The 12848-nt window shown below is 42.1% G+C and carries 13 protein-coding genes and 1 pseudogene; all 14 read right to left on the reverse strand.

Annotation, left to right across the window (positions count from 1 at the left end; all coding sequences use genetic code 11):
• Positions 1 to 218: 218 nt before the first annotated feature.
• The 14 genes and pseudogenes from U9Q08_02015 to polA all read right to left on the reverse strand — a co-directional run bounded on the left by U9Q08_02015 (position 219) and on the right by polA (position 12574).
• Entirely contained in the window at positions 219 to 1184 is a 966-nt protein-coding gene (locus tag U9Q08_02015) for an acetyl-CoA carboxylase carboxyltransferase subunit alpha (GenBank protein MEA3328506.1), read from the reverse strand.
• Positions 1181 to 2104, reverse strand: a complete 924-nt coding sequence (locus tag U9Q08_02020; protein ID MEA3328507.1) for a L,D-transpeptidase family protein — start codon at positions 2102 to 2104, stop codon at positions 1181 to 1183. Before U9Q08_02020 ends, U9Q08_02015 begins: the two co-directional genes overlap by 4 nt.
• Positions 2101 to 2571 (reverse strand): divergent PAP2 family protein, encoded by a 471-nt coding sequence (locus U9Q08_02025; GenBank protein MEA3328508.1) that lies wholly within the window; start codon positions 2569 to 2571, stop codon positions 2101 to 2103. Before U9Q08_02025 ends, U9Q08_02020 begins: the two co-directional genes overlap by 4 nt.
• Positions 2564 to 3157 (reverse strand): ribonuclease HII, encoded by a 594-nt coding sequence (locus tag U9Q08_02030; GenBank protein ID MEA3328509.1) that lies wholly within the window; start codon positions 3155 to 3157, stop codon positions 2564 to 2566. Before U9Q08_02030 ends, U9Q08_02025 begins: the two co-directional genes overlap by 8 nt.
• Positions 3158 to 3297: 140 nt before the next feature.
• Positions 3298 to 3600, reverse strand: a complete 303-nt coding sequence (gene rplS / locus U9Q08_02035) for a 50S ribosomal protein L19 (GenBank protein MEA3328510.1) — start codon at positions 3598 to 3600, stop codon at positions 3298 to 3300.
• Positions 3574 to 4303: pseudogene (gene trmD, locus U9Q08_02040) on the reverse strand (tRNA (guanosine(37)-N1)-methyltransferase TrmD). Before trmD ends, rplS begins: the two are co-directional and overlap by 27 nt.
• A gap of 8 nt (positions 4304 to 4311) precedes the next feature.
• Positions 4312 to 4563, reverse strand: coding sequence for a 30S ribosomal protein S16 (rpsP, locus tag U9Q08_02045; protein ID MEA3328511.1), 252 nt, complete (start codon positions 4561 to 4563; stop codon positions 4312 to 4314).
• 11 nt (positions 4564 to 4574) lie between these two features.
• The gene (gene murA / locus U9Q08_02050) at positions 4575 to 5840 is read right to left on the reverse strand and encodes a UDP-N-acetylglucosamine 1-carboxyvinyltransferase (GenBank protein ID MEA3328512.1); all 1266 of its coding nucleotides are present in this window, start codon (positions 5838 to 5840) and stop codon (positions 4575 to 4577) included.
• Between the two features lie 66 nt (positions 5841 to 5906).
• Entirely contained in the window at positions 5907 to 6584 is a 678-nt protein-coding gene (gene prmC / locus U9Q08_02055) for a peptide chain release factor N(5)-glutamine methyltransferase (protein MEA3328513.1), read from the reverse strand.
• Complete coding sequence (gene prfA, locus U9Q08_02060; protein MEA3328514.1) at positions 6574 to 7650, reverse strand: peptide chain release factor 1; 1077 nt, start codon at positions 7648 to 7650, stop codon at positions 6574 to 6576. The genes prmC and prfA overlap by 11 nt, the downstream gene beginning before the upstream one ends.
• A 4-nt stretch (positions 7651 to 7654) precedes the next feature.
• A complete protein-coding gene (gene rpmE / locus U9Q08_02065) occupies positions 7655 to 7855 on the reverse strand; it encodes a 50S ribosomal protein L31 (protein ID MEA3328515.1) in 201 nt (66 codons plus the stop codon).
• Between the two features lie 96 nt (positions 7856 to 7951).
• Positions 7952 to 9202: a transcription termination factor Rho gene (gene rho / locus U9Q08_02070; GenBank protein ID MEA3328516.1), complete on the reverse strand. Its 1251-nt coding sequence runs from the start codon at positions 9200 to 9202 to the stop codon at positions 7952 to 7954.
• A 16-nt stretch (positions 9203 to 9218) separates the two neighbouring features.
• On the reverse strand, positions 9219 to 9818 hold the full coding sequence (gene coaE / locus U9Q08_02075; protein ID MEA3328517.1) for a dephospho-CoA kinase: 600 nt from the start codon (positions 9816 to 9818) through the stop codon (positions 9219 to 9221).
• A 104-nt stretch (positions 9819 to 9922) separates the two neighbouring features.
• On the reverse strand, positions 9923 to 12574 hold the full coding sequence (gene polA / locus U9Q08_02080) for a DNA polymerase I (GenBank protein MEA3328518.1): 2652 nt from the start codon (positions 12572 to 12574) through the stop codon (positions 9923 to 9925).
• Between the last annotated feature and the right edge of the window lie 274 nt (positions 12575 to 12848).

Here is a 12848-nt window from a genome sequence, read left to right on the forward strand (position 1 = left end):
AAAAATAATAACGCTAAAAAGGTCATTCTGAGGCCGAAGGCCGAAGAATCTCAGAAAACACGGTTTTATGGGAGATCCTTCGGTCGCTTACGCTCCCTCAGGATGACACCTATCTTAAAAAGAACAAAATTAAGGACTTGGGGAGTGTGCAGTTTTAAACTTTAAACTGTCCACTTTTAATTTTTAGATAACATGTCCTGGTTTCAACCAGAACTCGATCATTCAGACTCAAAAATCCCCATTTTTCTAAATTTCTCATATCGTTGATGAATTAATTCTTTTTTAGAAAACCGGGAAAGTTCTTTTAGTTGTTTTACGATGACCGTTTTAAGCGACCTTGCCATCTGTTCATGATCCCGATGCGCACCGCCTAATGGCTCTGGTATTACTTCATCAACAATACCTAACCGTAATAAATCCTGGGCTGTCAATTTTAACGCCTCGGCTGCTTCAAGCGCTCTGGTTCGATCTTTCCAGAGAATAGCTGCACACCCTTCAGGTGAAATAACAGAATAATAAGCATTTTCTAAAATACACACCTTATTTCCTATGCCAATACCCAGGGCACCCCCGCTGCCTCCTTCTCCAATCACCACAACGATAACCGGGACAGCTAATCCGGCCATCTCTTTTAAATTATAAGCAATAGCCCCTGCCTGGCCTCTTTCTTCAGCGCCTATCCCGGGATAAGCTCCCGGTGTATCAATAAAGCTGATTATCGGCAAATTAAATTTCTCGGCTAATTTCATCAGTCTTATTGCTTTTCTATACCCTTCGGGATGAGTACAGCCGAAATTTCTTCGCAGCCTTTCTTTTGTCCCCCTGCCCTTTTGATGTCCAATCACCATTAATTTTTGGTTATCCAGCCTGGCCGGGCCGCTGATAACAGCCGGGTCATCGCCAAAGGTCCGGTCGCCATGAAGCTCAACAAAATCATTCATTATCAGATTAATATAATTTAAGGCATAAGGCCTTTGGGGATGACGGGCAACTTGAACCCTTTGCCAGGGAGTTAAATTATTAAATATTTCTTTTTTTACTTTTTTTAACTTTTTCTCTAATTTATCTATTTCGGAAGAAAAATCAATACTTTCCTCAGAGGCAAGGCTTTTAAGCTCAGCTATCTTTTTTTCCAGTTCCAAAATCGGTTTTTCAAAATCCAATCCGTTTTTCTCTATTGTCATTCTATAATCACCACCTTGGCCCCCAAAGGCAGAATAGCATACAGTTCTTCTACATCCTGATTTAACATCCTAACGCATCCCTTGGTAATATTTTTTCCCATAGATTCGGGCTGGGTTGTGCCGTGGATCCCATACTCTCTATACGGTTCGGCGAACCCCATCCACCTGCTTCCTAAAATGTTTTTCGGGTTATCGGAAGACAAATTCCTCCAGGAAGGATCAATCAGTTTAGTTATAATAGAAAAAGTACCGACTGGCGTTGGGCTGATCGGGCTGCCGGTCGAAACCGTATATACCTTGACAACCTCTTGATTTGTTTTTAACGTAAGGGCGTTGAGAGACTTATCTACAATTACGTTAAATTCTGAAACTGAAATCTTCAGCCGCTGTCCCCGGCGGATAAAATCGCCGGTAAGCCGGTTGCTTTTCTTTATCAACTCAACGGTAGTATTAAATTTTTTGGCAATATTCTCCAGCACATCCCCGTCTTTCACTTCATAGACCCGGCTATCGGCAGTCTTAATAGGAGAAAATAGAATATTGATTTTTGTCTGCCATAAAGCCTGCTGAACTTTTTTTACAGATTCGCTATTGGGATAATCCCGGATAATTCTCTGATAGGTTTTTTCCGCCCCTAAAAGATTTCCTTCTTTTAAACGGACATTACCAATATTAAATAACGCTTCGCCGGCATACTTCGACTTCGGAAATTCATCCACTAAATCTCTCCAGTAAGACAAGGATTCTTCTTGTTTGTCTTGACTGGCTGATTTTAATGCCTTCTTATAGATCAATTCATCCGCAGCAGCCGGGCTTACGCGGCCTTGTCCGGCCGGTTTTTTAAACTTGGCCAATCGAACGCCTCCTGCCAAAGCCACAATCAGTATGACGCCTATTGCGAACAAAGCTGGTTTTTTCAAAATAATCCTCCTTCTATTCTCCCGACCAAAAATACAGCCATTGAAACTCCCAGCACTGCGCCAGCTATAACCTCTATCGGTGTATGACCTAACAATTCTCTTAATTTTTCATCCTCTATTTTTTTCTTCATATAAATATCGTTGACCATTCTGTTTAAAATGCCCGCTTGTTGCCCTACCGACCTTCTTAAACCCGCAGCATCAAACATAATCATTACCGCAAAAATAAAGGTTACCGCGAAAAGGCCTGTATCAAAACCAAAATAAAAACCAACGGAAGTAGCCAGGGCAGACACGGTAGCGGTGTGAGCGCTGGGCATTCCTCCGGGCTCAAAGATCCATTTAAAATTAAATCTTTTCTCCCTTTTTACGCCAATAATTATTTTAATCGCCTGGGCCGTAAACCAGGCCGCCATGGTAATTAAAAAAACTCCATTCCTGCTTATCTGAATGAAAACATCAATCATATTTCAACTCCTTAACCGGCCGAAAGCTATACCTGTGAATTGGAGAAGGGCCATATTTATTTAGAGAAGTTATGTGTCGTCTGGTAGGATATCCTTTATGGAAACAAAACCCATATTGGGGATAAGACTTATCAAAGAGCATCATAATCTTGTCCCTTATTACCTTGGCCACGATAGAGGCGGCAGCAATCGAACAGCTCTTTTGGTCGCCCTTTATCAACCGTAGCGCCGGATAAGGAGTTAGCGGAGCTGAAGGACCGTCAATCAAAAGATAATCCGGCGCTACGGTCAAATTAAATATGGCTTTTTCCATGGCCTTAAGAGTGGCATTAAGAATATTGATCCTGTCTATTATTCTTTCATTTACAACACTGATACCTACTATCGAGGTAGATATAATTTTCAAAAAAAGGCGATAGCGCTTAGCGGGAGATAATTTCTTTGAGTCATTTATTCCTTTAATAGTTTTACGCAAAATAACTGCACTGGCTACTACCGGACCGGCCAGAGGCCCTCTGCCGGCTTCATCCACCCCGGCTATCAGACGATACCCCATTTTTTTAACCTTTTTCTCGTAATATTGCATCTTAAAAAGTGTCATAGTGTCAAAGTGTCATCGCTCACTTCGCCCCCTTCGGGGACTTCGTTCGCTAGTGTCAGAGTTTTTACTTTGACTCTCTGACTCTCTGACTCTCTGACTCTCTGACACTCTGATACTCTGACACTTCACCTGTTTTTCCTCAGGTAATATAACTTCGCCCTTTTTACCTTTGTTTTCTTGGTTACTGTTACCTTTTCCACGTTGGGCGAATGGGCATGGAATATCCTTTCTACTCCTTCACCGTAAGAAACCCTTCGGACAGTAAAGGTTTGCCGTAATCCCGAACCTTTCTTGGCGATAACTGTTCCCTCAAAAGCCTGAGAGCGGACCTTATCTCCTTCTACTACCTTTACGTAAACCCTGACCGTATTCCCCACGTTAAATACCGGGACATCTTTTTTAAGCCATTGTTTTTCAAGCTCTTTAATCTTATTCATTTCGAATTCTCCTCTTAAGCAAATCCGGCCTTTTATTCTTTGTCCTCTTGAGCGCCTGTTCATGCCTCCATTTTAAAATAACTGCGTGATTACCGTTTAAAAGTTCTTTGGGCACTTCCATATTTCTAAATACAGCCGGCCGTGTATATTGCGGGTAATCCAGCAGTGCCCCTTGGAAAGATTCCAATAGAGAAGAATTTTTATTTCCCAAAACAGAAGGTATAAGACGCACCATACTATCAATAAAGATCATCGCCGGCAGTTCACCGCCGGTAGTAACATAGTCTCCGATAGAAATTTCATCGGTGGCCAAATGTTTTCTTACCCGTTCATCAATTCCTTCGTAATGCCCGCAAATAAGCACAAGGTGCCTGCACCGGGAAAATTTTTCCGCTAATCTCTGGTTTAATTTTTCACCTTGAGGTGTCAAAAGAACTATTTTCAATTTTTTATTTTTAGCTTTTGATTTTTTTATCTTCTCTACTGCCTCAAATATGGGCTCCGGTTTCATCACCATACCCGGCCCGCCGCCATAAGGCTTATCATCACAAACTTTATGTTTATTTTTCGTAAAATCCCTGAGATTGTACAAAGTTATTTTGACCAAACCCTTCTTTACGGCCCGCCCGACAATAGATTCGGTCAGCGGACCGCTAAATATCTTTGGAAAAAGGGTCAAGATATCTATCTGCAATCGCAGGCTCATGCGGGTTTAGATATTTTCTTCTTCTTAAATATACTGGCTACCGTCTCGGAAGCCTGGGCGCCTTTCCCCAGCCAGTAAACAGCCTTTTCTTTATTAACTTCCAGCAACGGCGGATTCTTGGTGGGGTTGTAATAGCCGATATCTTCTATTGACCTGCCATCGCGGGGTTTACGCCTGTCACAGACCACAATTTTATAATGAGGTCTCTTGGTGGTACCCATCCTTTTTAATCTGATAACAACTGACATTTTCTCACTCCTTATTTTTTAATCCTTTTTACTTTCGCTCCTAACGCCTGTAACTTTGCTTCTATCATCTCATAACCCCTGTCCAGATGATAGACCCTGGAAACTGTTGTTTGCCCTCCAGCTACCAAACCGGCCAGGACCAAAGCAGCGCTGGCTCTGAGATCAGAAGCCATTACTGACGCCCCGCTTAACTTTTTTACCCCATTAATGATAGCGCTGGAACCTTCAAGGTATACATTGGAACCCATCCGGTTCAATTCACTAACATGTAAAAATCTCGCTGGAAAAACCTTCTCGGTTATAACGCTTATTCCATCGGTCACGCTCATCAAGGCCATCATCTGGGCCTGCGTATCGGTAGGAAAACCCGGGTAAGGCAGAGTAGTAACGTCGACAGGCCTGAGCGGCCCTCTCGCCCTCACCCTTATGCCGTTACTTAATCTGTTTATCTCTACATTCGCCTGTTCGAGCCTGTCTACTATTGCGTTGACATGCCTTAACCTAGCATTAATTATATTAACATCTCCGCCGGTGATAGCTGCTGCTATCATATAGGTTCCGGTTTCAACCCGATCGGGTATAATAGTATGCCTGGCCCCTTTTAATCTTTTTACGCCTTCTATGACAATCATATGGCTACCGACGCCTTTTATTTTTGCGCCCATTTTATTTAAAAAATTAGCCAGATCGGTTATCTCCGGTTCACAAGCTGCATCTTCGATTATCGTCCTGCCCCGGGCTAAAGCAGCGGCCATCATAACATTAGCAGTAGCTAAGACCGACGAGCCAAAATGACCACCCAGATAAATGTTATCGCTGCCGGTTAATCTTTTTACCTTAGCTATGACATAACCATGCCGAATATCTATATCAGCGCCTAATGCTGCCAGCCCTTTAAGATGAAGATCGACCGGCCGCAATCCAATAACACAACCCCCGGGAAGCGAAACTCGCGCCTTTCCTAAACGGGCAAGCAGCGGCCCCAGGACGCAAATGGAGGCACGCATGGTAGAAACAAACTTATAAGGCGCCTCGTAAGATTTAAAACGCCCGGGGTTGACGGTTACCCGGCCTTTATCGAAACTTACCTTAACTCCTAATGACTTAAGGATCTTGATCATGGTGGTAATATCCTTCAGGTGAGGGATATTTTCAATCACAGAGGTCTCATCAGTAAGCAAAGTAGCCGCTAATATCGGGAGAGCAGAGTTTTTAGCGCCTGAGATCTTTACCGTGCCCCTAAGCCTCTGGCCACCTTTAATAACAATCTCTTCCATTTATTAGTCCTGTTAATTTTTCCTGTGCACAGATTAACACGGATTACATCTGTGTTTATCTGTATTTTATGATTTTTTCGCTATAATCACTCTGTCAATACCGCTGTAGTCTTTGATAATCCTAAGATCATTAAATTCACCCGAAGAAGAAATTTTCTCACCGACCCTGCCGGCCTGATCATACCCCACTTCCAAAGCCAGCCAGCCGTCTTTCGTTAGGTATCGCGGCGCCCCCTCTATTATTTTATTTAAGAAAAAAAGGCCGTCTTTTCCACCGTCCAAGGCTGCTAACGGCTCATGTTTAACCACCGGCGGCAAAGACATTAAGTCCTTATCGGCAACATAAGGCGGGTTTGAAACTATTGCCTTAAAGTTCGTCCCCGCAGATAAGCCTTTAAATATGTCCATATTTAAAAAATATGCTTTATCTACGTTATGTATTTTTGCATTTAACCCGGCGGTCTTAAGCGCAGATTCTGATATATCCGTTGCCAAAACCCTTAAACCAGGCATAAATTTAGCTAAAGTAAGTGCTATATTACCACAACCTGTGCCAATGTCAAGGAGATAAGAACCGTGTCCCCGGCCAATGATTAACCCCAAAATCGTTTCCACCAAAATCTCTGTTTCCGGCCTGGGGATAAAGGTATTCCGGTTAACTTTAAACTCCAGGCCCATAAATTCCGACGACCCCATTAAATATTGCAACGGTTCATCTTCTCTGTTTAATAATTCACTCTTCATTTCGCAGCTCTTTTTCTCCGGCAGCCAGGCTGGCAATCAATTCGTTAAGGTCTCCGTTCAAAATATTATCCAAACTGTGTAAGGTCAGGCCAAACCGGTGGTCGGTAACCCTCTGGCCGGGGAAATTATATGTCCTTATCTTTTGGCTGCGATCCCCTGTGCCCACTGAAAGTTTCCTCTGCCGGGAGATCTTTTCCTGCTGCTCTCTTCTTTCTTTGTCTAAAATCCTGGCGCGAAGGACCCGCATCGCTTTGATTTTATTTTTATATTGAGACCTTTCATCCTGGCAACTGACTACTGTCCCGGTCGGAAGATGGGTAATGCGAACAGCAGAGTCAGTAACATTTACATGCTGGCCTCCACTCCCCGAAGACCTAAAAACATCTATCCGCAGATCTTCAGGTTTGATATGAATATCCACTTCTTTGGCCTCGGGCATTACATAAACAGTAGCGGCCGAAGTATGGATGCGCCCTCCGGCTTCGGTAGCCGGCACGCGCTGAACCCGATGGGTGCCGCTTTCATACTTGAATTTTTGAAAAACTCCCTTTCCTTTTATTGAGAAAACAATCTCTTTCAATCCGCCTATCCCGGTAGGACTGGTGTCCATGGTTTCAACCTTCCATCCTTGAAGCTGGGCAAAACGGCTATACATCCTGAATAGATTTGCTACAAAAAGCGCTGCCTCTTCTCCTCCGGTACCCGCTCTGATCTCAACGATTATATCTCTATCCAGCTCCAATGGCTGCGGGTACAACATCTCTTCCAACTCCTGCCGGCAGTGTTTTTCATCTTTTTTCAACTTGCTAAATTCTTCTTCAGCCAGTTCTAAAAAATCTTTTTCCTGGTCATTTTTATGAACAAGCTCTTTTATCTTTTGAAGTTCCTCGGATAATTTTTTATACTCTTTATATTTGTTTGCGATTTTAGAAATGCCGGCCAGTTCTTTGGCATATTTCTGATATTCGGTCCGCCGGGCTATTACCTGGGAATCGGCAAGTAAACTTTGCAATTCTTCGTTACGCTCTAAAATTGAATCTAATTTCTCGGCCGTTTTCTTATCCATGCTATTACTTTTTTCCGTATCTCTTCCTAAATTTCTCGACTCTCCCGGCAGAATCCATCAGTTTCTGTTTGCCGGTAAAGAACGGATGACATTTGCTGCATATCTCTACTTTGATATTTTGCTTGGTAGAACAAGTGTGAATAACCTCTCCACAGGCACAGGTTATTGTGGTTTCTTTGTACTGCGGGTGAATGCCTTTTTTCATTATACAGCCTCCTTTTATATTGCTAAATTGCCAAATGGTTAAACTGTTAAATGGTTAAATTGTTATAACCGTTTAACAGTTTAGCAGTTTAACAGTTTATTTCTGATCCATGCTCATCAAAAATTCAGCATTGGTTTTTGACTTTTTCAGCCTTTTGACCAAAAGCTCCATGGCCTCTACGCTGGATACTTCGTTTAAGACTTTCCTTAAAATCCACATTTTACTTAATTCTTCCGGGTCGAGCAGTAACTCTTCCCTGCGGGTATTAGATCTTTTGACATCGATAGACGGATAAATTCTTCTCTGAAATATATTTCTGTCTAACTGCAATTCCATATTTCCCGTGCCTTTAAATTCCTCAAAAATAACCTCATCCATCCGGCTGCCCGTGTCTACCAGGGCTGTAGCGATTATCGTTAAACTGCCGCCCTCTTCGATATTCCTGGCAGATCCAAAAAATCTCTTTGGCTTTTGCAGGGCATTTGAATCTATGCCCCCGGAAAGCACCTTTCCGCTATGAGGAATAACGGAATTGTAAGCTCTGGCCAGGCGGGTAATAGAGTCCAGAAGGATGACCACGTGCTTTTTGTGCTCAACCAGTCTTTTGGCCTTTTCGAGAACCATTTCTGCCACTTGAATATGACGTTCGGGCGACTCATCGAATGTTGAGCTTATCACTTCTCCTTTAACCGAACGCTGCATATCAGTAACCTCTTCCGGCCGCTCATCGATCAACAATACTATTAAGATTGTCTCCGGATAACTAATGGTAATGGAATTAGCAAACTTCTGCAGCAGCACGGTCTTGCCACTATAAGGAGGCGCTACTATCAAGCCTCTTTGGCCCTTGCCCACAGGAGTAATCAGGTCCATCACCCTCATCGAAATCTTCTCAGGTAAAGTCTCCAGCAGATAGCGTTCCTGAGGATAAAGAGGGGTCAAATTATCAAACAGGGTTTTATCCCTGGCTGCTTCCGGTTCTTCCAGATTCACTGCTTCTACCTTAAGCAAAGCAAAGTATCTTTCTCCCTCTTTGGGCGGCCTGATCTGTCCACTGACGGTATCCCCGGTCTTGAGGCTAAACCTTCTGATTTGAGAAGGAGATATATAGATATCATCCGGACAGGGAAAATAATTATAGTTGGGGCTTCTTAAAAACCCGAATCCGTCCGGTAATACCTCCAGCACTCCCTCTCCGAACATAAGGCCGCTCTTTTCAGCCTGCGCCTGCAAAATCTTGAATATAAGATCCTGCTTCTTTAGGCTGCTAACGCCGTTCAGCTTCAACTGTCGTCCTAATTTACTTAATTTCGTGATCTTCATCTCTTTTAAATTTCCGATATCCATTTTTATTTCCTGCACTTCAGCCATTTTTTATTTCCTCCCAAATTTTCTTTACCTGGCTCGCGGTATTCTTCAAGCCTTTATTATTATCTATAACATAATCGGCCATTGTTATCTTTTTAGACAATGGGATTTGTAAAGCGATCCTTTTCAGGATCTGGCGTTGTGATAAGTTAGGCTTCTTTAATGACCTGGTTATCTGGCTTTTTTGATCCAGCTTAACCGCTATTAACTTATCTACTTTTTTCTTTAGTCCTGCCTCGATCAGCAACGGCGCATCGATCACCACCACTTTGATTTTTCTTTTATGGCTGATCCGCTCAAGACTCTTTGTTATTTTTCGGATAACCAAAGGATGAATTATGCTCTCTAATTTTTTTAAATATCTTTTATTATTAAAGACTATGCTTCCTAATTTTCCCCGGCTGATAGTCTGATTTTTATTTAAAATATTCCTGCCAAACAAAACAACGATCTGTTCCCATGCTTTTGTATCCGGCTGAATAAGACCATGGGCTATTTTATCCGCATCCAGCACCTTTGCGCCAAGACCTGCAAACATTTTTGCCGCTGTAGTCTTCCCCGTGCCCAAACTGCCTGTAAGACCAACGACCATCATTTTTAACTACCTCTTTTTATTGTTAAATTGTTAAATTGCTAAATTAAAAAGCGCTTTAGGTATCAATCTAACAATTTAGCCATTTAGCAATTTAACAATAGCTTTTATGCCTCGAACCAATTCTTCCCGGTCTTTATTTTCACCTTGATCGGAATCTTAAGCGAGATTACCCCTTCCATCTTTTCTTTTACCAGTTCCTCAATTTTTTTCAATTCATCTTTGGGGGCTTCAAAAACCAATTCATCATGAACCTGCAAGATCATTTTAGCCGATAATCCTCTTTCAGCCAGCGCGTTATCAATCTCGATCATAGCCACTTTAATCAAATCAGCGGCTGTTCCCTGAACAGGAGTATTTACAGCCGTCCTTTCAGCAAATTCCCTGATCGATCTATTGGAACTATCCATTCCCGGGATATAGCGCCTGCGATTAAGAATAGTAGTTACAAATCCCGTTTGTCGGGCCTTTTTAATCTGAGAAGTCATATAGTCTTTTACTTTAGGATATCTGGCAAAATAAGAACTGATAAATTCCTCTGCTTTTTCAATCTCAATACCCAGAGATTTTGAGAGTCCGTAAGGGCTCATCCCGTAGTTTATTCCAAAATTGACTGTTTTGGCAATAGCCCTCATTTGAGAAGTGACATCTTTGGGGTCTACCGCGAATATCAGTGAAGCGGTATGATTATGTATGTCCAGGCCTTTGTTAAAGGCCTCTATTAAACTCTCATCTTTAGAAAGATGGGCTAATACCCTTAACTCAATCTGCGAATAATCAGCCGAAACAATCACCGAATCAGCACTGCCGGCAATAATGGCTTTCCTGATCTCTTTACCGGCCTGAGTCCTGATGGGAATATTCTGAAGGTTTGGCTGAGAACTGCTCAGTCTCCCTGTGGCAGCAATCGTTTGGTTGAAAGAGGTATGAACACGCTGCGTTCTGAAATTTATCAACTGGGGGAAGGCATCCACATAGGTAGATTTAAGCTTGGATAATTCTCTGTATTCTAATAATGCCGCGGGCAAAGGATGTTTAGGGGCCAATTTTTCCAAAACCCTTACATCCGTAGAAAATCCTGTTTTGGTTCTTTTAATTACCGGCAGTTTAAGTTTTTCAAACAATACCCGGCTGAGCTGTTTGGGTGAATTTATATTAAACTCTCCTTTGGCCAAACCGTATATATCAGACGTAATCCTTTCAAGAGAGGTCTGCATTGTCTTTGACATCACAGCCAACATTTCGGTATCAACAGCCACCCCGTTCAGCTCCATCCTGGCCAGGACTTTTATCAAAGGAATTTCAACGTCGCAAAAAAGTCCGTAAAGGCCTTTCTCTTTCAGTTTAGGCTCTAAGACTTTTTTAAGCCGCATCGTAATATCTGCATCCTCACAGCTGTACTCAGACAGTTTTTCCAGGGCAATATCCCTCATTTTCAATTTGTTTTTACCCTTGCCAATCAATTCCTGCAAAGAAATCATCCGGTAATCCAAGTATTCTAACGCTACTTCATCCAATGAATGATTGGGCTTGGAGGGATTAAGCAAATATGAGGCAACCATGGTGTCAAAGGCCACTGCCTTTAAATCTATTCCGTAATTTGCCAGAATTATAACCTCGTACTTAATATTTTGTCCATATTTTTTTATATTTTTATCTTCTAATACCGGCTTTAACTTTTTAAATATATCTGACTTTTCCAGCCACGATTGTTCCAGGGGAATATAGTATGCTTCTTGTTCCTCCCAGCTGAAAGAAATCCCGATAGGTTCGGCCCGCATCGGGTCTTTACCGGTGGTTTCAAAATCAAGCGTAACACCATCCAGTTTCTTAAGTTTGTCTAAAAACTGTCCAAACTCTTCCTTAGAGGAAATCAACCTATAATCTGTTTTCAGGGCTTGTTTGCCGGAAGTTAAATCTTTCAACAAGGACTTAAATTCAAATTCCTTAAATAGGCTGCGTAATGCTTCATTATTCGAATTACCTACTTTAAGTTCATCAAAATCTACATCCAGGGCTAAATCCGAATTGACAGTGGCAAGCTCTTTGCTTAATCTTGCCTGTTCGGCAAATTCGCTTAACGCCTGTTGGAGTTTAACGCTGCGGATCTTATCAAGATTAGCTAATACATTTTCCAATGTCCCAAACTCTTTAATTAAACTCACGGCTGTTTTCTCTCCTATGCCCGGTACACCGGGAATATTATCTGTAGGATCACCGGCCAGAGCCATAATTTCAACCATCTTATCAGGGCCAACCCCAAATCTCTCCATTACTGCCTTACGATCATAAATCACGGCTTCTTTATGGGGGCTATAGACCTTTATATGAGAATCCACGAGTTGAAGGGCATCTTTATCGCCGGTAACTATATAAACATCCATTGATTTATCTGCGGCCTTCCTGGCTAAGGAGGCAAGCACGTCATCAGCCTCAAAACCCTGTTTCTCAAAGATCGGGATATTGTATCCTCTTATAACCTTTTTAATTAACGGTAGTTGGCCTATTAGATCGTCAGGCATAGGCTGACGCTGAATTTTATACTCTTTAAATTTTTCATGCCGAAAAGTAGGTCCGGCTAAGTCAAAGGTAACCGCCAAATAATCGGGCTTTTTCTCTTTGATGATCTTATTGAGCATGGCGATAAAGCCATAAATAGCATTGGTAGGCCGTCCCCGGGATGTGGTCAGGACCCTGATGGCATAAAATGCACGATAGCAAAATGAATTTCCATCAATTAAGAATAATCTCTTGGACATACGGAAGCCTTAAGAAGCTAAAGATGGCTGGATGTTAGTTGGAACCTCGCAGAACGCTCATAACTTCAAGAAATTCAACATTTATCTATTTCAAAACTAGTTTAGTATATATAATATAATTAGAAATGTCAAGAGAAAATTCTTGATTGTTATCTACGAATTAAAAGTGCACAGTTTTAGAGCGATTTATGTTTTAAAAGTGCGCACCTTAACCGAAATTAAAAATAATAACGCTAAAAAGGTCATTCTGAGGCCGAAGGCCGAAGAATCTCAG

The sequence above is a fragment of the Candidatus Omnitrophota bacterium genome (genome assembly GCA_034717435.1).
Taxonomy (GTDB): domain Bacteria; phylum Omnitrophota; class JAUWXU01; order JAUWXU01; family JAUWXU01; genus JAYELI01.